This window comes from Eoetvoesiella sp., assembly GCF_035555955.1.
GTDB lineage: Bacteria > Pseudomonadota > Gammaproteobacteria > Burkholderiales > Burkholderiaceae_B > Eoetvoesia.
The window spans coordinates 134,462-155,974 of record NZ_DATMGA010000014.1 but is presented as its reverse complement, the minus strand read 5'-3'; the positions used below and the strand labels follow the sequence as shown (position 1 = coordinate 155,974).

At 60.6% G+C, this 21,513-nt stretch carries 22 protein-coding genes, 1 tRNA gene and 1 riboswitch; of the genes, 9 read left to right on the top strand and 14 right to left on the bottom strand.

Annotation, left to right across the window (positions count from 1 at the left end):
* Positions 1–233: 233 nt before the first annotated feature.
* Both VNT00_RS04115 and VNT00_RS04110 read right to left on the bottom strand, forming a co-directional pair.
* Entirely contained in the window at positions 234–1,202 is a 969-nt protein-coding gene (locus VNT00_RS04115; RefSeq protein ID WP_325584795.1) for a response regulator transcription factor, read from the bottom strand.
* 127 nt (positions 1,203–1,329) lie between these two features.
* Positions 1,330–2,010 carry an MgtC/SapB family protein gene (locus tag VNT00_RS04110; protein ID WP_325584793.1) on the bottom strand — a complete coding sequence of 227 codons (681 nt, stop codon included), beginning with the start codon at positions 2,008–2,010 and terminating at the stop codon, positions 1,330–1,332.
* A 243-nt stretch (positions 2,011–2,253) separates the two neighbouring features.
* Between VNT00_RS04110 and VNT00_RS04105 the strand changes: the two genes are divergently transcribed.
* The gene (locus VNT00_RS04105; RefSeq protein WP_325584791.1) at positions 2,254–3,636 is read left to right on the top strand and encodes a fumarylacetoacetate hydrolase family protein; all 1,383 of its coding nucleotides are present in this window, start codon (positions 2,254–2,256) and stop codon (positions 3,634–3,636) included.
* A gap of 55 nt (positions 3,637–3,691) precedes the next feature.
* Positions 3,692–4,921, top strand: a complete 1,230-nt coding sequence (locus VNT00_RS04100; RefSeq protein WP_325584789.1) for an FAD-dependent monooxygenase — start codon at positions 3,692–3,694, stop codon at positions 4,919–4,921.
* A gap of 58 nt (positions 4,922–4,979) precedes the next feature.
* Here the strand turns inward: VNT00_RS04100 and VNT00_RS04095 are convergent, their stop codons facing one another.
* From VNT00_RS04095 to mabB, 8 genes are all read right to left on the bottom strand, one after another.
* Positions 4,980–5,867 carry an alpha/beta hydrolase gene (locus tag VNT00_RS04095; RefSeq protein ID WP_325584787.1) on the bottom strand — a complete coding sequence of 296 codons (888 nt, stop codon included), beginning with the start codon at positions 5,865–5,867 and terminating at the stop codon, positions 4,980–4,982.
* 27 nt (positions 5,868–5,894) lie between these two features.
* Positions 5,895–6,593 (bottom strand): ABC transporter ATP-binding protein, encoded by a 699-nt coding sequence (locus VNT00_RS04090; protein ID WP_325584785.1) that lies wholly within the window; start codon positions 6,591–6,593, stop codon positions 5,895–5,897.
* The gene (locus VNT00_RS04085) at positions 6,593–7,393 is read right to left on the bottom strand and encodes an ABC transporter ATP-binding protein (protein ID WP_414650878.1); all 801 of its coding nucleotides are present in this window, start codon (positions 7,391–7,393) and stop codon (positions 6,593–6,595) included. Before VNT00_RS04085 ends, VNT00_RS04090 begins: the two co-directional genes overlap by 1 nt.
* Positions 7,386–8,399, bottom strand: coding sequence for a branched-chain amino acid ABC transporter permease (locus VNT00_RS04080; RefSeq protein WP_325584783.1), 1,014 nt, complete (start codon positions 8,397–8,399; stop codon positions 7,386–7,388). Before VNT00_RS04080 ends, VNT00_RS04085 begins: the two co-directional genes overlap by 8 nt.
* Positions 8,400–8,403: 4 nt before the next feature.
* Complete coding sequence (locus tag VNT00_RS04075; protein WP_325584836.1) at positions 8,404–9,324, bottom strand: branched-chain amino acid ABC transporter permease; 921 nt, start codon at positions 9,322–9,324, stop codon at positions 8,404–8,406.
* A gap of 137 nt (positions 9,325–9,461) precedes the next feature.
* Positions 9,462–10,625, bottom strand: coding sequence for an ABC transporter substrate-binding protein (locus VNT00_RS04070; RefSeq protein ID WP_325584781.1), 1,164 nt, complete (start codon positions 10,623–10,625; stop codon positions 9,462–9,464).
* A gap of 89 nt (positions 10,626–10,714) precedes the next feature.
* Complete coding sequence (locus VNT00_RS04065; protein ID WP_325584779.1) at positions 10,715–11,116, bottom strand: RidA family protein; 402 nt, start codon at positions 11,114–11,116, stop codon at positions 10,715–10,717.
* Between the two features lie 62 nt (positions 11,117–11,178).
* The gene (gene mabB, locus VNT00_RS04060; protein ID WP_325584777.1) at positions 11,179–12,267 is read right to left on the bottom strand and encodes a 5-aminosalicylate 1,2-dioxygenase; all 1,089 of its coding nucleotides are present in this window, start codon (positions 12,265–12,267) and stop codon (positions 11,179–11,181) included.
* 149 nt (positions 12,268–12,416) lie between these two features.
* Here mabB and VNT00_RS04055 point away from each other — a divergent pair, with 149 nt between their 5' ends.
* From VNT00_RS04055 to VNT00_RS04045, 3 genes are all read left to right on the top strand, one after another.
* Positions 12,417–13,157: a GntR family transcriptional regulator gene (locus VNT00_RS04055; protein ID WP_325584775.1), complete on the top strand. Its 741-nt coding sequence runs from the start codon at positions 12,417–12,419 to the stop codon at positions 13,155–13,157.
* Between the two features lie 146 nt (positions 13,158–13,303).
* A complete protein-coding gene (locus tag VNT00_RS04050) occupies positions 13,304–14,431 on the top strand; it encodes an aminotransferase class V-fold PLP-dependent enzyme (protein ID WP_325584773.1) in 1,128 nt (375 codons plus the stop codon).
* A gap of 96 nt (positions 14,432–14,527) precedes the next feature.
* Entirely contained in the window at positions 14,528–14,809 is a 282-nt protein-coding gene (locus VNT00_RS04045) for a peptidylprolyl isomerase (protein ID WP_325584771.1), read from the top strand.
* A 50-nt stretch (positions 14,810–14,859) separates the two neighbouring features.
* On the opposite strand, the gene VNT00_RS04040 is transcribed toward VNT00_RS04045, so the two are convergent.
* Positions 14,860–15,693: a ParB N-terminal domain-containing protein gene (locus tag VNT00_RS04040; RefSeq protein WP_325584834.1), complete on the bottom strand. Its 834-nt coding sequence runs from the start codon at positions 15,691–15,693 to the stop codon at positions 14,860–14,862.
* Positions 15,694–15,773: 80 nt separating this feature from the next.
* Positions 15,774–16,292: a 6,7-dimethyl-8-ribityllumazine synthase gene (locus VNT00_RS04035; RefSeq protein WP_325584769.1), complete on the bottom strand. Its 519-nt coding sequence runs from the start codon at positions 16,290–16,292 to the stop codon at positions 15,774–15,776.
* A gap of 177 nt (positions 16,293–16,469) precedes the next feature.
* Positions 16,470–16,638, bottom strand: a riboswitch (FMN riboswitch).
* 198 nt (positions 16,639–16,836) lie between these two features.
* Between VNT00_RS04035 and VNT00_RS04030 the strand changes: the two genes are divergently transcribed.
* Together VNT00_RS04030 and VNT00_RS04025 are read left to right on the top strand one after the other, a co-directional pair.
* A tRNA-Cys gene (locus VNT00_RS04030) sits at positions 16,837–16,910 on the top strand.
* A 268-nt stretch (positions 16,911–17,178) separates the two neighbouring features.
* Positions 17,179–17,595 (top strand): type II toxin-antitoxin system HicB family antitoxin, encoded by a 417-nt coding sequence (locus tag VNT00_RS04025; protein WP_325584768.1) that lies wholly within the window; start codon positions 17,179–17,181, stop codon positions 17,593–17,595.
* Positions 17,596–17,686: 91 nt separating this feature from the next.
* Here VNT00_RS04025 and VNT00_RS04020 read toward each other — a convergent pair whose 3' ends face one another.
* On the bottom strand, positions 17,687–18,235 hold the full coding sequence (locus tag VNT00_RS04020; protein ID WP_325584767.1) for a cytochrome b: 549 nt from the start codon (positions 18,233–18,235) through the stop codon (positions 17,687–17,689).
* 46 nt (positions 18,236–18,281) lie between these two features.
* A complete protein-coding gene (locus VNT00_RS04015) occupies positions 18,282–19,196 on the bottom strand; it encodes a LysR family transcriptional regulator (protein WP_325584766.1) in 915 nt (304 codons plus the stop codon).
* A 232-nt stretch (positions 19,197–19,428) separates the two neighbouring features.
* Here VNT00_RS04015 and VNT00_RS04010 point away from each other — a divergent pair, with 232 nt between their 5' ends.
* On the top strand, positions 19,429–20,304 hold the full coding sequence (locus VNT00_RS04010; RefSeq protein WP_325584764.1) for an HTD2 family dehydratase: 876 nt from the start codon (positions 19,429–19,431) through the stop codon (positions 20,302–20,304).
* 45 nt (positions 20,305–20,349) lie between these two features.
* On the top strand, positions 20,350–21,510 hold the full coding sequence (locus VNT00_RS04005) for an acyl-CoA dehydrogenase family protein (protein ID WP_325584762.1): 1,161 nt from the start codon (positions 20,350–20,352) through the stop codon (positions 21,508–21,510).
* Positions 21,511–21,513: the final 3 nt, after the last annotated feature.

Here is a 21,513-nt window from a genome sequence, read left to right as displayed (position 1 = left end):
GCACGATTACAAGAGGCGAAGATTCATCAACCGGCATCTGGATTGCCGCTTCGATACTTTGCAGAATCAGGAGGAGGTCAGCATTTACTTTTGAAGCAGAAACTTTTAGTTTTTTGCTGAATGGGTATCGCAACTGTCAAGGATTGAAAAATCGCATGGATGAACCACATCGATCACCTTGCGCGAGGCTAAAGATAGGTACGGCCAACATCACCCGGCACGATGGAGGCGGTTCAGCGCGGGGGAATGGCTCGCCCCCTGAGGCCGGAGCCCGCGGGCTCGATACCCCCCGAGTTTCGTCGGAACGCCGAAGGAGCCTGGCCGGAATATTCCTTGAACGCGGTGGAGAAATTCGCAGCGCTGGAGAATCCCAGTTCCTCCGCAATGGAAATGATGCTCAACGCCGAGTGGGACAGCAAATACTCCGCGCGGCGCATGCGCTTCAAACGTATGAAACCCGGCACCGTCATGCCCAGGCATTGCTCGAATGCGCGGGTGAGTCGGCGTTCGGAGACGCCAAGCTCCCGCGCAAGATCAGACGCACGGGGCGGCATGGAAAGCCGCTGGAAAATAATGCGCCGGGCCGCCACGACCAAGGCGGATTCGCCATTCGTATGGGAATCACGGCCGGCGTTCATCGGCGCAGGCGGAAACACCCGCGTTCGCTGAATATGCCCGGCGGTTTTCGCGATAGGTCTCGACGGCGCGAAAGAATACGCGGCGGGCGGCCGCACAAGTTGGCCCTCGCCGGCCTCGTGTCGCACGCCGGCGCGCAAATCGGCTTCGTCGACGCCCTCGGCCAGAGTCCGTTGCCGCGCCAATTCCAGATGGATATTGACACGCTCGACAACCTCTTCGGCCAGATAGGGCTTGACGATGTAATCGACCCCTCCGTTGCGCAACCCCTCCAGCCGATCGGTAAGATCGGCGCCGGACGAAAGAAACAGTATGGGAATATGCGCCGTCACCGGGTTCGCCTTCAACAGCCGGGCCAGTGCAAAGCCGTCCATCTTCGGCATGTATACATCAAGCAGGATCAGGTCGGGCAGGTTCGCCAAGGCGCGGGCGTATCCTTGCGCCCCGTCAAAAGCAACCGTGATGCGGTATCCGCGATGCCGCAGCTTTTCAAACAACATCCGGAGCTGCTCGGAATCATCGTCTACAGCCAATATATGAGCACGGAACGGAGCACAAGTATTCATAAATCGACAAACTCATTTAGCTACGCCATCGACGATAACGAGCGTAAATATGATTGTCTATATATCTACCTGAATATTTCCAATGCTTGACAAAATGAGGGGCTGGCAAATGAAGAGCCGGCCGAGCCTAGCTGACATCCTCGTGAACCTCGCGCACGCCGGGGGTTGCCTTCAGACGCTCGCGTATGGCCGAATATTGCGTCGGCGACACTTTGGTCAGTGTAATGTGAACCTCGTCCAGCGCTTTGTCGCTGTCGCTCGGCTGCACGACGAACTGCTTGATCCGGCTTCCGCCCGAGCCCAGGGTCGATGACAGCACATGCAAGTTCAACGCCCCATGCTCCACCACCAGTTGCATGCGGCGCTCTTGCTTGGCGGCGATGTAGCGCTGCTCCAGCGGCTTGATACCGGCCAGGATGATCAGGATGATGATGGTCGAGGCAATGGACGCCACGTACATCCCTCCGCCGACGGCCAGGCCGATTGCGGCAACCGACCAAAGGCTGGCCGCGGTGGTGAGCCCGCGGATGACCTCGCCGCGCAGCAAAATAGAGCCCGCCCCAAGAAAACCGATGCCCGACACCACCTGCGCGGCCATGCGCGAGGGGTCGAGCGTCACATTGCCCTGGCCAAGGATGTCCGCAAAGCCAAAGGCCGAGACGATCATGATCAGCGTGGACCCCACGCACACCAGCATATGGGTCCGCAGCCCCGCCGCCCACGACAGCCGCTCGCGCTCGAAACCGATCACGCTGCCAAGCGCCGCGCCAAGCAATAGGCGGCCGACGAGTTCTGTATCACTGAGCATATTTTTCCTTTGGCGAGCCCGGCATGACGCATTGGAGCTGAATGCTCGAGCTAAGTACGGCCATGCCCGCAATGTCTCTGATGCAATCAGTCGTTTCGTGAAACGGCTTATATTTTGACACAGTGGGATATGCTGGCAAGGTCTTTCATATTCACGACAAATTAATTTTTTATCGATGAAATTATTGACCAGCGATAAAAAATTATATAAAGTCTGGATATCGCCCACGGACCTGGAAATGGCATGCGCCTCAAGGAAGTCACCATCGTCTTCAACTACCGAAGCCCGTTTTGCGCATTGATAGTCGAAGACATATTCCAGCTTGCGCAACGCTACTCGGTCGACGTGAAATGGCGAATCTCGCGCGAAGTGCCGCGCCCTTCCAGCCTTCCCGTCACGAAAGAGAACCCGCGCTTCGCCTACAACCGCCAGGACTGCGCCCGAAGGGCGGCCTGGCAAGGGCTCGCGTGGCATCCGCCGGAGTGGCGCCTGACGGATGTCGACGCGGCCTCCGTCATTGGACACTGGCTGCTGACCCAAAACTCCCCATGCTTTCAGGAATTCACCATCCGCTGCAGCCAGGCGTACTGGTGCCATGGCTTGAATACCAGCGACCGGCTCGTGGTGGAACGCATCGCTCTTGAAGCGGGACTCGATCCGGCCGATCTACGGCAAATATGGAGCGAAGAACATCGGCTCCGGGCGGAGCTCGACGCCAATGCCAACTGGTGCTCCGGCAACGGCGTGCTGGGCGTGCCGTACTTCATCGTCGACGACCAGCGCTTCTGGGGCTCCGACCGGTTCGGAGCCTTGGAGTACTACCTTGCCGACCAGCATGCAGGCCCCGCTCCCTGCGGGCTCGATGACGGTCTGCTGTTCGCGGATCGTTGCGTGCCCACGATTCCCATACAAGGAAAAACAGCCAAGGCCGCCGTCAATCGCGTCTTCTGCGTCGAATGGGAAGCCCCGGCAAGCCCAAGGCGGGCAGAAGCGGCTCCCGATCCCGAGCCCCTGTTGTTTTTCATGAAACCGTCCAGCGCGGTGGCGCTCGACGGCGCAGCCGTCCCCTACCCTTCGCGGGCCTGCGGCCTACAGGGCGAGCTGAAGCTCGTGGCCGTGCTGCGCGACCCTTTATTCAATGCCACGGAAGCCGAAGCGGCGCGGGCCATCTTCGGCTACGCGGCGGGGCTCGACATGGCCAGGCCCGTCCTGCAGTTGCGCGCCATGGAAAAAGGCGGCCCTTGGGAGGCGGCGCGGGTTTTCGACAGTTCCGCCATCGTTGGACCCATCCACCCATACGACGACTCGATCAGTGCAAAGGGCGAAGAAATCCTCTTGACCATCGACGGGGAAACCGCATGCTCAGGCTCGGCTGAAGACGTGCTCTCGTCCATGCCCAGAATACTCAGCGAACTCTCCCGACACCTCCAGCTTCAACCGGGAGATCTCGTATATGCCGGCCGTACTGGCGCCAGCCGCCCGCTGCGGCCGGGCATGACGCTGCACGGCAAGATCGGGCGCCTGGGATCCGTGGAGTGCTCCATCGGCGAAGAACAAGGCGCCGAACCACCCGCAACACCACAAGCGCACAGCATCTCCCAAAGGCTGCAAGCAAGCGGGCATTGAACGATCAACGACAAACAATAGCGACAACATTCGACAAGAGGCAGAGGAACTGAAAATGAACAGCCGTTTGAAAACAGAATATCCGGTGATTGTGGCCGGAGGCGGGATCGGAGGGCTCAGTGTGGCGCTGGGCCTGGCGCGCAGCGGTTTCCAGGTACAGGTGTTCGAGCAGGCTTCGGAATTTCGCGAAGTGGGCGCCGGCATCCAGCTTGCGCCGAATGGGATGAGGGCGTTGCACCGCCTGGGGCTGACGGACAAGATCAATGTATGGACATCGCTGCCGCCAGCCATAGAGCTGCGGGACGCCCTGGACGGCAGCAGGTTCGCGCGCCTGGACCTGGGCCAGGACTTCATCAAGCGCTTCGGACACCCGTACGCCGTCATTCACCGCGCGGATCTGCTCTCCACGATTTTCGCGGCATGCGAAGAACATCCGAACATCCGGCTGGAGCGAAACGCCGAAGTCGCGGACTTCGACCAGGACGACAGCTCGGTAACGGTATCGTTAGCGGATGGCCGCGCCATCAAGGGCCACGCGCTGGTGGGGGCGGACGGATTGCGGTCGGTGATCCGGCAGAAAATCATCGGGGATGGGCGAAACAAGACATCCAGACTGGTCTGCTACCGGTCCGTCGTGCCTCGTTCCGCAATCCCGGACTCTTTGTGGAATCCGGACGTCGTCATGTGGAGCGGGCCGAACGCGGATTTCGTGCATTATCCGCTGCGGCGCGGAGAACTTTACAATCTGGTCGCCACCTTTCTTTCCGACGAAGAGTTCGACGTCACCGATATTGCCGGACGGCCGGACGAGGTCCATGGCAGCTTCCAGGGCCACCTTCCTGAAGTCCACGAACTGCTGCAGAAGATCGACATGGGCCGCCGCTGGCTGGTAGGAGGACGCGAACCCGTCAAGAACTGGTCCGAAGGCAGGGTCACCTTGATCGGCGACGCCGCGCATCCCATGTACCAATATGCCGCGCAGGGCGCCTGCCAGGCCCTGGAAGACTCCGTATGCCTGGCCGAAAGAATGAAGGCGGCCCCTGAAGATCCCGCCGCAGCCTTCCAGGCTTATTATTCCGCGCGGTACGTGCACACCGCGCGGGTGCAGCTCACCGCCAAGCACCTCAGGGAATTGGCTCAGTTCGGCGGCGCGCTCGCGGATCTGCGCGCCCAGCTCTTCGCGGAACGCTGGGCCACCCAGGACAAGAGCTACGACACGCTGACCTGGCTATGGGGAGAAGCCACGACCGAACAAAGCCTGCTTTGCCTGGACGAGGCAGCGTAGTCTCCAACCGGCGCGGGAGGCCGCAACGCATCGGGCCCCCCCGCGCCATCGTTCCCGGTCAACGTTTGATCAGCGCCAGGGCCTTGCCGAAAAGCAGGCTGCCAGGATCGGCAAGCTCATCGACGATTTCAAAGTGATTGCGGCCTCTTGCCACATACCGCTCCAGTCCACGGCATTGCGGGTCGAATACTTGCGCACAGAGATCCGACTGGCGATTGAACTCCGCGGACTCCAGCTCGCCGCTGGCGACAAGCAAAGGAGAGTCGATGCGCAGCTCACGGCGCACGGGACTTTGCTTTTGTGCCTGCTCCTCATCGAGATTCAAGTTCATTTTCTGCGAAGTGAACAGCAGCGGCGCAAGATCGAAAATACCCGAAACCAGCAACGCGCTCTTGAACAGATTGCCTGAAAGGCCGTTCGCGACGGATGTCCAGTCCGTCGTCAGCATCATCGCCGAGAGATGGGCCCCCGCCGAATGGCCGCCGATATGCAGATTGTCCCGGTCCAGCCCCAATGCCGCACCGTTATTCCATATCCAGGCGACGGCGCGCTGAACCTGCGCCGCGATCTGGGCAAGAGACACCGTGGGGCACAAGTCATAGCTCAAGGCCAGGAACGAGACTTCGTTGGCAACGAACGGTTCGGCCAGAAAACTATAAACGGACTTGTCGCCTTTCTGCCAATACCCGCCATGGATGAACACCAGCGTGGGCGCGTGCCCGGCATCGCCGGCGGGGAAAAAATCCAGCTTCGAGCGCGGGCCCGAATCGTAGCCGATATCGAGCTCGCATGCCGCAACGCTCCGGTATGCCTCGCTACGCTCCGCCCAGGGCGGCAGATACTTCACTTGCGGCTGTAGCTGATCGAGCCGGTACTGCCTCTCCATTTCTTCGAGAAATGCCTTCGTTCCCAGAGGCGCTCCGCCTTGCGGAATTTCATGATCCATATTCTTCCCTTACGTTTGCATGCCGGGCTAGACGCCCAAAAACCGCTGCCGCAGCGAGCCGTCGGCCAGCAGGGCCGGCGACGTTCCGCTCCACATGATCCTTCCCTTCTCCAGGATGTAGTGCCTGTCGGCCAGGCGGGCAAGCGCGTCGACATTCTTGTCGATGATGAGGATGGACTGGCCGGCGTTCCGCAGGGTTTGCAGAACCCGCCAGATTTCATTCCTTATCAGCGGAGCGAGCCCCTCGGTGGCTTCGTCCAGCACAAGCAGCGAAGGGTTGGTCATCAGGGCGCGCCCCACGGCCAGCATCTGCTGCTCGCCGCCCGACAGCAGTCCCGCCATGCTGTGCAGGCGGGGCACAAGCCCCGGAAACAGCGCCAGGACGCTTTCCAAGACCCAGGTTCCGTCGCCTTCCCGCGCGGACGCCGTGGCGAGCAGATTCTCCTGGACCGTCAGATTGGGAAAGACCTGGCGCCCCTCGGGCACCAGCCCGAGCCCCGCCCGGGCAACCTCGTAGGGCTGGCTGCCGAAGATCGACTTCCCGTTGAAAACGATTGCTCCCCCGCACGGCCTCACGATTCCCATGAGCGACGAGACCGTCGTGGTCTTGCCCATGCCGTTGCGGCCCAGCAGGGTCACGACCTCGCCGCGCTGGATCTCGAAGTCGATGCCGAAAAGCACCTGGCTCTCGCCATAGCCGGCCTGAAGATTCGACACCTTGAGCATCAGGCATTCTCCTCTTCGCCCAGATAAGCCTGACGCACGGCCGGATTGCTCCGTATCTCGTCCGCCGCGCCGGTGGCGATGATCCGGCCATGAACCAGAACGGTAATCCGATCCGCCAGCGCGAACACGGCGTCCATGTCGTGCTCGACCAGCACTATCGTTACATTGCCCTTCAACGTGGAAAGAAAAGAGACCATTCTTTTCGAATCCTCGGGCCCCATCCCGGCCATGGGCTCGTCCAGAAGCAACAGCCTGGGCTCCGTGGAAAGCGCCATCGCCAGCTCCAGCGCACGCTTCTCGCCATGGGCCAGCGCCGAGACCAGCCATTCCGCCTTTTCGTGCAACCCGACCTTGCGCAAGGCTGCGCGGGCCGGCCCGCGCAGTTCTTCTTCCGAATCGGCGGCTTTATAAAAATGGAAGCTGTGGCCGGCATGCGCCTGCACAGCCAAGGCCACATTATCCAAGACCGTGAATCCGGAAAAAACACTGGTGATCTGGAAAGTCCGGGCCAGCCCGCAAGCGGCCCGCTGGAAAGCCTTCAAGCGCGTGAAGTCGCGCCCATCGAAGAAAATCCCGCCGTCATCGGGCCGCAGTTCGCCAGACAGTTGGGAAATCAAGGTTGTCTTCCCCGCGCCATTGGGCCCGATGATCGCATGGACCTCGCCTTCGGCCACTGCCAGGTCCACGTGGTCGGTGACCACCATGCCGCCGTAGCTCTTGCTCAGGCCCGAGGTTCGCAAGATCGTCTTCGGACTGTTCGCGGGATCCGCAATGGCCGGCATCGAAAAAACTTCAGACATGAGACGCAACCCCCTTCTTGCCCAAAGCCATGCGAAGCCGGTCTTTGATGCATGGTGGCGCCGACGCCCCTTGCGCGCCGCCCGGCCCGTCGCGGAATATTCCGAGGATGCCCCGTTTGGCAAACAGTACGACCAGGATCAGGAAAGGCCCCATGAGCGCCTGCCAATGCTCCGTGGCATTGGAAAGCCAATGCTCCAGCAGCAGGTAGGCGGTCGCCCCCACCACGGGGCCGAACAGCGATCCCATGCCTCCAAGAATCACCATGATCATGATTTCGCCCGAGCGCGTCCAGTGCATGGCCGAGGGCGAAATGAACAGCAGTTGATTGGCCAGCAAGGCGCCGGCCAGGCCGCATACGGAGCCGGCGATCACGAAGGCCGTCAGCTTGTAGCGGAATACAGGGTAGCCAAGAGCCGTCATCCTGCGCTCATTGGCCTTTGCCCCTCGTATGACCATGCCGAAGCGCGATTTGACGATGCGGCGGAAGGCCCATAGAACAACCAGGAGCACGGCAAACGAAACGTAGTACAGCACGATGGGCTTGCTGAAGTCGAGCCCCGGAAACTCACTGGGCTGCATGATGTTGAGACCGTCGTCCCCTCCGTAGGTGTCGATGCTGATGGCGAGGAAATACAGCATTTGCGCGAATGCAAGCGTAATCATGATGAAATGGATGCCGGTCGTTCTAAGAGAGACCAGCCCGATCAGCAGCGCCAGCAGCGCGCAGACCAGGATCGCCGCCGCGAAGTGGATGAACCCGTCCGTTACGCCGTGGTAGCTGAGGATGCCTACGGTGTAGGCGCCTATTCCCAGATAGGCGGCATGGCCGAAACTGACCATGCCGCCATAGCCCAGGATGAGGTCCAGGCTTACCGCCGCAATGCTGAAGACGAGAATGCGCGTGACGATATCCATGTAGAAGGGTTGGTCGAAGACACGCGACAGCACCGGGACGGACGCCAGCGCCAAAAGAAATACAACGATGAATAGGTTTTTTGCTTTCATGCACTCACCTGGTTCGGGGCGGGAACAATCCCTGCGGGCGGGCGAACAGGATCGCCGCCATGAGCAGGTAGATCAGCATCGAGGCGATCGCCGGGCCTGCGCTATTGGCCGCGGAGTCCGACACCAGGCTTCCCAGCGCGGGCTTCAGCAACGAGCGCCCCAGCGTATCGACCACGCCGATTCCGAGCGATGCGATGAGCGCGCCTTTGATGGAGCCGATCCCTCCGATCACGATCGCCACCAGCACCAGGATCAGGAAGTTGTCGCCCATGCCGGACTCCACCGAAAATATCGGGCCGGCCATCAGCCCCGCCAAAGCGGCCAGCACCGCTCCCAGGCCGAAGACCATCGTGTACAGCCACTTGATATTGACGCCCAGCGCATTGACCATTGTCCGGTTGCTTGCGCCCGCCCTGATCAACATGCCCAGTTTGGTTCTGGTGATGACGAAATGCAGCAGAAGCGCCACCAGCAGGCCGGCCACGATGATGGTCAGCCGGTAAGTGGGATAGCTCAGGTCGGGAAGGATCCGAGTCTGCCCGGCCAGGTAGGCGGGCAGGTTCACGCTCAGGGCTGAGCGGCCCCAGATCATGCGGCATCCCTCGTTGAACAGCAGGATCAGGCCGAAGGTCGCCAGCACCTGATCCAGATGATCCCGTTCGGAAAGTGTCCTGAATATGACCAGCTCGATGAGCACGCCGATGACGAACGCCGCAGCGAGCGCGGCCAGCACCGATAGCGCGACCGAACCGGTCGATGCCAGCGACCATGCGAATACATAGGCGCCGATCATGTAAAGCGAACCGTGCGCCAGGTTGATGAGGTTCATGATTCCGAACACCAGGGTCAGGCCGGCCGCCATCAAGAAGAGCATCACCCCGTACTGGATCCCGTTCAACAACTGCACGAACAGCAGACTACCCATATCCATATTGCGTTTCCCACGATAGATTTTCGCCGCCGCGTTCTGCGGGAAGGAGACCGGGACTTCCCAGCCTCTTCCCGCCCCCCTCCATCCGGGCCCGCGCCGGCGAGCCAGCCCGGGCCAGCCTTTGCCATGCGCTATTTCATCGCGCACTGGTCGTAGTAGTGATCCTTGTGCGCCTGGAATACCGTGGCTATCGTCTTGCGCACCAGATTGCCCTGCTCGTCCTTGACCACCTGGAACAAATAGAAATTCTGAATGGGGAAATGGTTGGTGTTGTAGTGGAACGGTCCGCGCACGGAATCGAAATCCGCCTTTTCCATGGCTGCTATCATTCCCTTCTTGTCCTTGACATTGCCATGCACGGCCTTTACCGCGCTGTTGATCAGGTTGATCGCGTCATAGCTTTGGGCCGCATAGTACGAAGGGATGTAGCCGTATTTCTTGCGGAACGCATCGACGAACTTACGGTTGGCGGGGAAATCCAGGTCGTAGTTCCAGAACCCCGCCTCGTAGTTTCCGACGGCCGCGTCGCCGATTGCCGGAAGCGTGGTTTCATCGGCGCCGAACACGGAGTACAGCGGAATGTCGCGCAGGCCGGCCTGCGCGTACTGCTTGAAGAACTGGATGCCCATTCCGCCGGAATAGAACACGAAGACAGCCTTGGGCTTCGCCGCCTTGAGCTGGCTCAGCTCGGCCTGGTAGTCGGCCTGCCCGAAAGTCGTGTAGACCTCGTTGATGATCCTGCCCTTGAAATAGCGCTTGAATCCGGCCACCATATCCTTGCCGGCCGCGTAATTGGGAGCCATGACGTAGACATCCGTTATCTTCTTGTCGTTCATGTACTTGCCCATGGCCTCCGGGGTCTGATCGTTCTGCCACGAAGTCGTGAAGAAGTTGGGGGCGCACATCTTGCCCGCGATCTGGCTTGGCCCCGCATTCGCGCTGACGAGGATATTGCCCGACTTGATCACGGGCTGGTAGACGGCCAGCAGCGTGCTCGACAAGATGACGCCGGTGACGAAGTCGACCTTGTCCTGCTTGAGCATTTGCTCGGCAAGCTGGCGGCCGACGTCCGGCTTGTATTGCGCATCGCCATAGATGATCTCGGCATCGACTCCCCCCAGTTTGCCGCCGAGGTTTTCCAGGGCCAGATCGGCCCCGTCCTTCATATGCTTGCCGACAATGCCGCTGGGGCCGGACGTGGTCGTGATGAAACCAACCTTGATCTTGGCGCCGGCCAGTGTGGGCGCTACGCATAGGCAAGACGCGAGTAGCGCCGCGATAAAGCTCGTTTTCATTGTGTCTCCTTTTTCCTGTTTGCTTCGGCTTGAAGCCCGCGCCGCGGGTTGCCTCGCGACCGGACCGTCGTCATTCGGCACTGGACGCGCTATTGGGCGCCGGCTCCGACAAAACCCATGGCCTTGATCTCCACTTTCAACGCGGGGATCGCAAGGCCCTTCACCTCCACCAGCGTGCAGCACGGAAAATCGCCGGTGAAGTATTCCCTGCGGGCGCGCCAGACCTCCTCCCGCTCTCGTATGTCGGTCACGAAGATATTGAGCTCGATGATGTCGTTCATCTTCGCGCCCGCCGCCAGCGTCAGATCGTGGATTTTCTGGAATGTGGCTTTAGCCTGTTCATACATGCTTTCGCCGCCCATCACATTGCCTTCCAGGTCATGCGCCGTCATGCCCGAAATAAAGAACTGATTGCCAAAGATTTTTGCGTTGGTCCACGCCCCCGGCTTTGGCTCTTTGACGGTAGGGGCCTTAACGCTTTGCATCTTCATTACATCTCCTTGAAAAATTCTGGAATACCGCGCCATGCGCGTCGAAACCGGAAAAAAACCGCTCAAGCCCGGAAGCTTGAGAGCACGGCCTGGTGGCCGCCGTTCTCCTCAAAGGACTCGCTGCGGAACAAGCCAAGGGCCTGCATCACCGGCTTGTCCGTCGCGGAAAACAAATAAGCCTCGCCGCTGCCGGCCGCATGCTCGTGCCAGGACCATGGGGGCACGACGAAGACATCGCCGCGCGCCCAAGGGAATGTCACGCCATCGATGACCGTCGCCCCCTCGCCGCCGATGACGAAATACACGGTACTGGAGGTCGAGCGCCGCGCCGCGGTGCGCATCCCGCCGCGCAGCAACTGCGCCCGGCAGGAAAGCGTCGGAAGCGTCGGCCCCGAGGTCAGGGGATTCACATATTCAAGAAGCACGCCTTCGTGCCTGTCCTCGGCTTCCCGGCCCATGGAATGCAGCGCTTCCCGCATTTGCGTCCAGGGATAGCGCAGAACAGGGTGGGCTTCCGGATAGGGAAAATCCTTCGGCGGGCGGAACAGGCCCAGGCGCTCATTGGAAAAGCCGTCCGGACGATCGGGCGCCACCTGGCCTTCGCCGGGCTGGAACATGCTTGCCTGCAGCAAATTGACCAGGGGGAAATCCAGCACATCGAGCCAGACGATGTCGTGCGCGGTTTCGTTGGCATGTTCATGCCACATGCCCGACGGCGTCAGGAGGAGGTCGTTTTCCTCCATCATGAGACGTTCGCCCTGGACCTTGGTGTAGACCGCCCCGCCATGGCTGCGGGCCGCGAACCGTATGGCGCCGGCGGCATGGCGGTGGGCGGGCGCCCGCTCGCCGGCGCGCACAAGCTGGAAGGCGGTGGCTATGGTGTGGCTGGCGCTATATGAAAACCCGAGATCGGGATTGACGTGCTCCATGGATCGCCGCTCCGCCCCCCGGTCGGGGGTGATCAGTTCTCCGGACCGCATGAGCAGCGGGATGACTTCATCCCACTTCCACAGCCAGGGCCGGTAGCCGACCCGCGGGGATTTTGAAATGAAAGACGAAATGTACTTCCAGGTCGGCGCCATGTTGGCCGCCTCCAGGTCCTCGTGCAACCGTTCAAGCGAATCCGCAGATGCATTCGTCGCGCATGCCATGCCTGTCTCCTCTCCATGCAAATTTATCGATGTATATATTTTTTATCGATAAAAATTTAGTTATATAATGCTACGAGCTAATTTATATGTAGTCAATAGCTTTATCGATAAAAAATAGAAATTTTGCTTTGGCATATCGGGGATCAATCATGTTCGAACACTCCCAACTCCTCGCGCTTCCCACCGAAACACCGAATCCGGCAGGCAATGGCGACTTGGCCGGTATCGCCTGGCAGCGTATTCGCGCCGACATCATCGCGGGAAAGCTGGCGCCCAATACGCGCCTGCGCATCGCCCTGCTGCGAACCGCCTACGGCATCGGCGCCACGCCGCTCAGGGAAGCCTTGTCCCGCCTGGTTTCGGAAAGGCTGGTCGTCAGCATGGACAGGCGGGGTTTCGCCGTCGCTCCGATTTCATTGAAAGAGCTGCGCGACCTGACCGATCTGCGCAAGCTGCTGGAAAAGGAAGCGCTGCGGCAATCCTTGAAGAACGGCGACGAGCAATGGGAGGCGGATGTCGTCTCGGCGGTCTACAAGCTTGGCCGGCTGCACGAGCGCATCCAGGGTGGGGATTTATCAGCGATCGATGGCTGGGAGCTTTTGAATCAGGAATTCCACGAAGCCCTGGTTTCGGCCTGCGATGCCCCGTGCCTTCTGCATTTTCGGCGCACGGTCTACCTGTACCTGCAACGTTATCGGCAAATCTGCCTGTCGCTGACCTCGCCGACGCGCAACGTGCACAATGAACATGTCGCCATGCAGAAGGCGGCCATCGCCCGCAACTACGAACTCCTTTGCGAGCTGACCGACGAGCATCTGGAACGCACTTACCAGCGGATCGCCGAAAACGGGTCGCTGGCGTCGACGGAAAGCGGCAAAAAGCCCGAATGAACGGATTTCGCCCTCGCGTCCATCGCCAGGGCATAAAATGAAGTCCAGCATACAGCAGAGCCGGCACTGTCGGGATGGCATCAAACCGCATCCGGCCCCGCATGCCTCTTCGACCCACCGGCAGTCCTTTCTTCCTGGAGACAAACGTGCCAAGCTTATTGCCCAATGTCGACCCCGACGGCTTGCTGGAGTATTCGGTGGTTTACACCGACCGCGCCATCAATCATATGTCCAGCGCCTTTCAGGACGTCATGCGGGGCATCTCGCGCATCCTGAAGCAAGTCTACAGCGCCGAGGCGGCCATCATCGTTCCGGGCAGCGGCACGTTCGGCATGGAGGCGGTGGCGCGGCAGTTCGCCACCAACAAGAAATGCCTGGTCATCCGCAACGGCTGGTTCAGCTTCCGCTGGAGCCAGATCTTCGACATGGGCGGCATTCCCGCCAGCACCACCGTGCTCAAGGCGCGCCCGGTGGCCGACGGCCCGCAGGCCGCCTTCGGGCCGCCGCCGCTGCACGAGGTGCTTGCCGCGATCAAGTCCGAAAAACCCGACATGGTGTTCGCGCCCCATGTCGAGACCGCGTCCGGCATCCTCCTGCCAGACGACTATATCCGCGCGGTAGCCGAAGCGGTGCACGAGCACGGCGGCCTATTCGTGCTGGACTGCATTGCCTCCGGCACCATCTGGGTGGACATGAAGGAAACCGGTGTGGACGTGCTGATCAGCGCGCCGCAAAAAGGCTGGAGCGGTCCGGCATGCTGCGCCCTGGTCATGCTTGGCGCTGAGGCCCGCAAGCAAATCGACGCCACGACGAGCACCAGCTTTGCCTGCGACCTGCGCAAATGGCTGCAGATCATGCAGGCTTACGAGCAAGGCGGCCATGCCTACCACGCCACCATGCCCACCGACGCCCTCACCGCCTTATATAAAATCATGCTCGACATGGAAGCCGAAGGCTTCGGCAAGCTGCGCGACGCCCAGCAGGAGCTGGGCGCCAAGGTGCGCGCGATGCTGGTCAAACGAGGGTTCAAAAGCGTGGCCGCCGAAGGCTTCCAGGCTCCGGGGGTGGTGGTCAGCTACACCAGCGACGACGGCATACACTCCACCAGGAAATTCGCGCAAGCGGGCGTGCAGGCCGCCGCCGGCGTACCGCTGCAATGCGACGAGCCCGAGGGCTTCAAGACCTTCCGCATCGGGCTGTTCGGCCTGGACAAGCTTCATCACATTGAACGAACCGTGGATTATCTGGCAAAAGCGATCAGCAAAATCGCCTAGTGCCCTGTCTGGTCCAAATCGAGCAAGCTCTGGCCAAAACACGCCGGCCCGCCAATTCAGGTATTCTCTTTGCTTCATCAAAAAGGAGCACGACTCATGACCCAAGCCACCGCACGCCACATCCTGGTATCCACCGAAGAACAATGCAACGAACTGAAAACCGCCATTGAAAACGGCGCCGACTTTGCGCAAGTCGCCAAAGAGCACTCCAGCTGCCCCTCCAGTCGCGACGGCGGCAACCTGGGCTCGTTCGGCCCCGGCCAGATGGTCAAGGAATTCGACACCGTCGTATTCAGCGCGCCGGTCAACGTCGTGCAGGGCCCGGTCAAAACCCAGTTCGGCTACCATCTGGTCGAAGTCACCAGCCGCCAGGACTGATCCGGCCTACCCAAGCGGCGGCCATACGGCCGCCGCACGCCCTAACGCGCTCAGTGGCTTTCCGGAGCGTGTTGCCTACCGCGCTCTTCCGCAAGGGCGATGGTCAAGCGCTGCACCTTCTTCTTCAATTGATCGCGCTCTTCGGTAAGCGTGCCGACCAGCTGCATCAGGCGGTGAATCTCGATTTGATCGGGCGTGGCGTCGCCAGGCAAGGGCTCGAGCCGAGGCTTCGGCGGCATTCTGGCCTCGCGCACCTGCCGCGCCGCCTCGCGCAGTTCCTTCTTGCCTCCGGCCACGGCCGCCACCTGCTTTTCGCTGGGCAAGGAAGCGACCGCGGCCGCGGCATTGATGGAGATCACGCCCGACTTTACCGCGCCGACCAATTCAGGCGCCGCCGTCTTCTGGATTTTTTCAATCTGCCCCAGCGTGGCGCTGCTGATGCGGGCTGCTCGCGCAACAGCTTCGCGCGTCCAGGGCGGTTCTGGCTGAGTGCTGCTTTCGGCAGCCGATTCAACGCCGGCGAGCTCGGCGGATGGCGCTTTCGCTCGAGCCTGGGCCTGGCGCGCAGCCATGATTTCCTTTTTGCGCAATGCAAGCACGCCTCGCTGGAAGTCCGAGACGCTGCGCCTCCCCAAGTGATTGTCGATCATCCACACATGCACGTCCTCCATCGAGCGGAAAGACGTGTTCTGAACCGTATTGAACGCAATTCCATGTTTCCGGCAAATGGCATAGCGATTGTGCCCATCCACCAAAAGGTCGCCCCACAGCACCAGCGCATCGCGGCACCCCTCCGACAACAGACTGCTTTCCAAGGCCGCGAACTCGTCCTCGGTCAGCGGATCGATATAGGAGCGCAGGTCGTCGTTGATGATGATGGTCATGTCGGGAAGAAAATAGAACGATGGCGCTGACAGTGTAATAGGCAAAGGCACGCCCCAGGCAAGCGGGCGGGACGCAAAGGCTAAAGCCTGCTTGCGGCCTGCTCCGAGCCAAGGCCAGCGCTCAATGCTCGAACCGCGCGCATTGTCGAAGCGCAAGCCCTTGCCGCTTCAGCGCCCTTGACCCGGAAATGCTCGAGGAAGAACTGCTGGTGTTCTTGCCCCGCATGGAAATGATGCGGCGTCAACACCGCTGAAATCACCGGGACGCCGGTGGCCAGTTGAACATCCATCAGCCCCGATATGACGGCCTGGGCGACGAATTCATGGCGGTAGATACCGCCATCCACGACCAGGCCGGCGGCCACGACGGCCATATACCGCCCGCTGCCCGCCAGCAGCTTCGCATGCAGCGGGATCTCGAAAGCGCCGGCGACCTCGAAAAAGTCGATCTCGGACTCCGCATGGCCCAAGCCGGCCATCTCGAGAATGAAAGACACGCGGCACTGATCGACGATGTCGCGATGCCAGGCGGCCTGAACAAAAGCAATGCGTCCGGCGGACTGGGCCGGGACAGTTGTAAACGTTGTTTTTTGCAGCATTGAACCACTCCTGTTTTCAATAGAAAAAACAGGGCATGCAGAATAGATGGGAACCGGCAAGGCGGAGAAACCCCGCGCCACGATCGGACTTCGAAAACCCGGCGACGCAGCCGGCCATGAAACGGAAGGCTCCGTCCACGCACCGCGCCCGCCGGCTTTGGCAAAGCTCGTGCAGTATCCCGCTCTCTCTTTATCCGGACTATGACCGTCGGTTCCGGAATCGCACCGGATCTGCTGACCCTGCTGGCAAGCCGCACACACGGCTCTTCCTGCAAGCGCTCGCGGACTAGGCGCATTGCACGCCATTACCGCCGGTGGGGAATTGCACCCCGCCCTGAGAACGTATGCGGCGCTATGGCATCATTGCGTAAAGCGCCGCGCAGTGAATTTATCACAATCGCCGGCCGAGCACCAAAACGCCCAAGGTCCTTGGCGGCGCCAGGCCAAAATAGAGGCCAGCCCACGGTCAATAGGCGGAAATGGCTCTTTTAGTGTAGAATGGCGGGCTTAGCTTGTTGGGCTAATTACAGTCCAGCCAAGTATCGGCGCAATGGCAGAGTGGTTATGCAGCGGATTGCAAATCCGTGTACCCCGGTTCGATTCCGAGTTGCGCCTCCAATACTCATGCGGGTTTCCAAGGAATTGGAAACCCGCTTTTCTTTTGTACTATCGAGAAGGTATCAACGCCCGGACTTCAGCTTGAGCCCGCTGCTCTAGAAGCCCGCCGGCCCTGGACAAAGAAATCTTCAATCGCAAGCAAGCATTCGACTCCTAAGCTATTCTCCTCTTGGCAATCCAAACTCAAAGAACAAACAAAATTGCTTATAAAAATAAGCAATTTTGTTTATTATTACTCTGTATTCAATAGAAACGCATTGAAGCCTATATGCACTATCCCGCTCAATTTGAGGCCGCTCCCGAAGGCGGCTTTGTTGTGACGTTCCGGGATATTCCCGAAGCGATCACCCAGGGCGACACAGAAGCCGATGCCTTGGAAATGGCCGCCGATGCGCTGCTGACGTCAATGGATTTCTACTTCGAGGGCCACCGGCCAGTACCGCCGGCATCAGCGCCACGCAAGAGCGAACGCATGGTATCTTTGCCCGCCAGCGTCAGCGCCAAGGTTCTGCTACTTAATGAAATGCTGGCCCAAGGTGTGACGCCAACAGAGCTTGCTCGCCGTATGGGGGTCCGCCCCCAGGAAGTGACTCGCATCATGGATCTGAGGCACGCGACAAAAATTGATACGATCGAAAAGGCCTTGGCGGCCCTCGATCATCAGTTGTGCTTATCGCTCGCATAAACGACAACACAAATTTCACGCTGTATTACGCACTAAAAGCGATTGTTGAAACTTTCTGAACCAAGTCGCGCCCAGGGATGGCCTTGCGGCTTCAACGCCCAGGCAGCATCCGCCGCAAGGTGTTGTCGCGCATCACAAAATGATGCCCCAGGGCTGCCAGCACATGCAGGCCTATCAGGTAATAGCCGATAGTGCCTATCGTCTCGTGAATTTCCTTCAGCGATTTGTACAGCGCCTTGTCGGTGCCGATCAGCATGGGCAACTGCCAGCCGAAAAAATGCACCGGGCTGCCTTTTGCGCTGATGGCAACCCATCCCAGCACTGGCATGCCGAGCATGAAGGCATACAGCGCAAAATGCATGATGCCCGCAAAAACCTTCTGCCAGCGCGGTATGGGAGGCGCGATGAGCGGGGCCGGGCCGCTTGAAAAACGAGCCCAGATGCGCACCACCACCAGCACGAGAACGCACAGGCCAAGCCCGAAGTGCCAGTTCAGCATCGCCGCCCGCAAGGCGCTGCCCTTGGGCTGGTAGCCATGCAGATTGATCGCCACATAGACCGCGACCAGGAAAAGAAACATTATCCAATGCAGGCCGATCGGCAGCGAGCCGTAGCGGCTGGTTGTGTTTTTGCAGCTCATGAATGTCCTCCAGCGTTACCGTCATTAAACCTGAAACTCACCGCGTTCAGGCAAGCTGTTCGTTTTCATCCTTGTAACAGACCAGGAAATCGATCAAGTCCCTGGCGAATACGGGCAGGGTGTCGGGATCCCGGGTGCATATCTGCAAGTCGCGCAATGCCCAGGCATCGCTCAGGCGCACCAGCCTTATGGCCATGCTCCTGGCATGCCTCAAGGCGGCCGACTCGGGAAGTATGCCTATGCCGATGCCCGACTCGGTCATGCGGCAAAGCGTCTCGAAATCGCTTACCTGGATGCGCGTCTGCAAGGTGGTGCGAAGCTCGCGGGCGGCGTGGGCGAGAAAGAAATGGATGGCGCTGCTTTCATGCAAGCCAATGAAGTCGTACTCCAGCGCCTGGCTGAAGCCGACCGATTCCTGCTTGGCCAAAGGATGGTCGGGCGCGGCAACCAGCACCAGCCGGTCGCTTTTATACGGCCTGACGTGCAGGCCCTCGGTGTTTTCGCTGGCCGCCACGATACCTATGTCGCAGGTGCCCTCGCCGACCGCGCGCACGATGTCGCCGCTGAGGCGTTCGCGCAGCTCGATATTGACATTGGGATGCATGACGAGGAATTCCCGCAGCACCACAGGCAGGAACTCCGTCATGGCCGTGGTGTTGGCCAGGATGCGGACCTGCCCCTTGACGCCGGGCGCGTATTGCTGCAAATCGCCGCGCAGGGTTTCCAACTGGTTCAATACCAGCCTGGCGTGGCGCAACAGGGTCTGCCCCGCCGGCCTGAGCGTGATGCCGCTGTTGTCGCGGTTGATCAGCGCAATGCCCAGGGACTGCTCCAGGTTCTTGACCCGGACGCTGACGGCCGGCAACGACATGTGCGCGCGGGCGGCGGCGCGGGTCAGGCTGCTTTCTTCAGCGATATACACGAACAACTGAAGATCCGTAAGGTCGAAATGGTATGCCATGGGTCAAGAAGGCAGCTCGCGATTCGGTTCGCCGGAAAGACGGCCACGGTTGTGGGTTAAGCCAGGCTTAACCCGCTATTTGTGAAATATGAATTGTACATAGGCGCAAGATACGCCATTCTTGCCAGATCGAAGATTCCAGCATCCGCCCCCCTGGCAAAAGGCGGCCGGCGATGCCAGGGGATGAAACCGCCTGGCGGCGGGGAAACCAGCCGCCGCCAATGGAAATGCCATGACGATAGACATACAACACCTGAAACAATGGGAAGGCAAGACCGAGTCCTGCGACGACCTGATCTCCCCCAATCCCATTGCGGCCCTGGCGGCCACCCTGGGCAACGAGGCCCGGATGCAGGCCTCGGCCGGCGAACTGCCCCCGTTGTGGCACTGGATGTACTGCTTGTCCCTCGCCCCGCGGCAGCAGCTGGATTCGGACGGACATCCCGTGCGCGGCGGCTTCCTGCCGCCCGTGCCCTTGCCCCGCAGAATGTGGGCCGGCGGCCGCCTCACGTTTCTGCGCCCGCTGCGCGTCGGCGAGGCCATCGAACGAACCTCACGCGTCGTCAACGTGACCGCCAAGGAAGGACGTTCGGGCAGCCTGGTCTTCCTGCTGGTTCGCCACGAACTCGGCAACTCCGAAGGGCCCGCCATCGTCGAGGAACAGGACATCGTCTACCGGGAGCGGCCATCCGGCCTTGCTCCGGCTGCCAAGCCTGCCCCAGCGCCCACGCAGAGCCTGTGGGAGGAGCGGATACATCCGGACGAAGTGCTGTTGTTCCGCTATTCGGCGCTTACCTTCAACGGACACCGCATTCACTACAGCCGCAACTATGCGACCCAGGAAGAAGGCTACCCAGGCCTGGTGGTGCACGGACCTCTTATCGCCACGCTGCTGCTCGACCTGCTGGCTCGGCGCATGCCGCTGGCGCGGGTGGCGTCGTTCAGCTTCCGCGCCGTCCATCCCCTGTTCGACACGGGCGATTTCTACCTATGCGGCTCCCCTTCGGAAGACGGGCGCACCGTCGAGCTGTGGGCCCGCGACGAGAACGGCCTCCTGGCCATGCAGGCGCAAGCCGTGCTGGCGGCCGCATCACCGATCAATCCTTGACCTCCCGCCTGCCATGGACGGTCGCCCCCAACCACGAGAATCCCGATGCAAACTTTATCCGACAACTACCAGGACATCCGCGAAGCGGTGCGAGACCTCTGTTCGAACTACCCCGACGAGTATTTCCGCGAAATCGACGAACAACGCGGCTATCCCGAGGCATTCGTCGACGCGCTGACCAAGGCTGGCTGGCTGGCCGCCATGATCCCGCAGGAATACGGCGGGTCGGGACTGGGCCTGACCGAGGCTTCCGTGATCATGGAGGAAATCAATCGCTCGGGCGGCAACTCGGGCGCCTGCCATGGACAGATGTACAACATGGGGACCGTGCTGCGGCACGGCTCGGAACGGCAGAAGCAGGAGTACCTGCCGCAGATCGCCAGCGGCGACCTGCGGCTGCAAACCATGGCCGTTACCGAGCCCAGCACCGGCACGGACACGACCAAGCTGAAGACCACGGCCGTCAAGAAAGGCGATCGCTATGTCGTGAACGGCCAGAAAGTGTGGATCTCGCGCATCCAGCACTCGGACCTGATGATATTGCTGGCGCGCACCACGCCGCTGGCCGAGGTCAGGAAAAAATCGGAAGGCATGTCGATTTTCCTGGTCGACCTGCGCACCGCGCTGGGCAACGGCCTGACCGTGCGCCCCATCATGAACATGGTTAACCATGAAACCAACGAAGTCTTCTTCGACAATCTGGAAATTCCCGAGGAAAACCTGATCGGCGAGGAAGGCCAGGGCTTCAAGTACATCCTGGACGGCCTGAATGCCGAACGCACGCTGATTGCCGCCGAATGCATCGGGGACGGCTACTGGTTCGTCGACCGGGCCGTCAACTATGCCAATGAGCGCGTCGTCTTCGATCGCCCCATAGGCCGGAACCAGGGCGTGCAGTTTCCCATTGCCAAGTCCTTCGTGAACATCGAAGCCGCCAACCTCATGCGATACAAGGCCTGCGAACTGTTCGACGCCGGCCTGCCCTGCGGCGCCCAGGCCAATATGGCCAAGATGCTGGCGGCCGACGCCTCCTGGGAGGCGGCCAACGCCTGCCTGCAATTCCACGGCGGCTTCGGCTTCGCCTGCGAATACGACATCGAACGCAAGTTCCGCGAAACCCGCCTGTACCAGGTCGCGCCCATCTCGACCAATCTCATCCTGTCATACGTGGCCGAGCACATGCTCGGGCTGCCGCGATCGTTCTAACCC

Coding starts and splice junctions, on each gene's coding strand:
- VNT00_RS04065 (WP_325584779.1), bottom strand. CDS start 11,116: ATGAAGATGCAAAGCGTTAAGGCCCCTACCGTCAAAGAGCCAAAGCCG.
- VNT00_RS04090 (WP_325584785.1), bottom strand. CDS start 6,593: ATGCTCAAGGTGTCGAATCTTCAGGCCGGCTATGGCGAGAGCCAGGTG.
- VNT00_RS04075 (WP_325584836.1), bottom strand. CDS start 9,324: ATGGGTAGTCTGCTGTTCGTGCAGTTGTTGAACGGGATCCAGTACGGG.
- VNT00_RS04070 (WP_325584781.1), bottom strand. CDS start 10,625: ATGAAAACGAGCTTTATCGCGGCGCTACTCGCGTCTTGCCTATGCGTA.
- VNT00_RS04045 (WP_325584771.1), top strand. CDS start 14,528: ATGACCCAAGCCACCGCACGCCACATCCTGGTATCCACCGAAGAACAA.
- VNT00_RS04085 (WP_414650878.1), bottom strand. CDS start 7,393: ATGTCTGAAGTTTTTTCGATGCCGGCCATTGCGGATCCCGCGAACAGT.
- VNT00_RS04010 (WP_325584764.1), top strand. CDS start 19,429: ATGACGATAGACATACAACACCTGAAACAATGGGAAGGCAAGACCGAG.
- VNT00_RS04105 (WP_325584791.1), top strand. CDS start 2,254: ATGCGCCTCAAGGAAGTCACCATCGTCTTCAACTACCGAAGCCCGTTT.
- VNT00_RS04110 (WP_325584793.1), bottom strand. CDS start 2,010: ATGCTCAGTGATACAGAACTCGTCGGCCGCCTATTGCTTGGCGCGGCG.
- VNT00_RS04035 (WP_325584769.1), bottom strand. CDS start 16,292: ATGCTGCAAAAAACAACGTTTACAACTGTCCCGGCCCAGTCCGCCGGA.
- VNT00_RS04040 (WP_325584834.1), bottom strand. CDS start 15,693: ATGACCATCATCATCAACGACGACCTGCGCTCCTATATCGATCCGCTG.
- mabB (WP_325584777.1), bottom strand. CDS start 12,267: ATGGCATGCGCGACGAATGCATCTGCGGATTCGCTTGAACGGTTGCAC.
- VNT00_RS04020 (WP_325584767.1), bottom strand. CDS start 18,235: ATGAGCTGCAAAAACACAACCAGCCGCTACGGCTCGCTGCCGATCGGC.
- VNT00_RS04025 (WP_325584768.1), top strand. CDS start 17,179: ATGCACTATCCCGCTCAATTTGAGGCCGCTCCCGAAGGCGGCTTTGTT.
- VNT00_RS04080 (WP_325584783.1), bottom strand. CDS start 8,399: ATGAAAGCAAAAAACCTATTCATCGTTGTATTTCTTTTGGCGCTGGCG.
- VNT00_RS04005 (WP_325584762.1), top strand. CDS start 20,350: ATGCAAACTTTATCCGACAACTACCAGGACATCCGCGAAGCGGTGCGA.
- VNT00_RS04095 (WP_325584787.1), bottom strand. CDS start 5,867: ATGGATCATGAAATTCCGCAAGGCGGAGCGCCTCTGGGAACGAAGGCA.
- VNT00_RS04115 (WP_325584795.1), bottom strand. CDS start 1,202: ATGAATACTTGTGCTCCGTTCCGTGCTCATATATTGGCTGTAGACGAT.
- VNT00_RS04055 (WP_325584775.1), top strand. CDS start 12,417: ATGTTCGAACACTCCCAACTCCTCGCGCTTCCCACCGAAACACCGAAT.
- VNT00_RS04100 (WP_325584789.1), top strand. CDS start 3,692: ATGAACAGCCGTTTGAAAACAGAATATCCGGTGATTGTGGCCGGAGGC.
- VNT00_RS04015 (WP_325584766.1), bottom strand. CDS start 19,196: ATGGCATACCATTTCGACCTTACGGATCTTCAGTTGTTCGTGTATATC.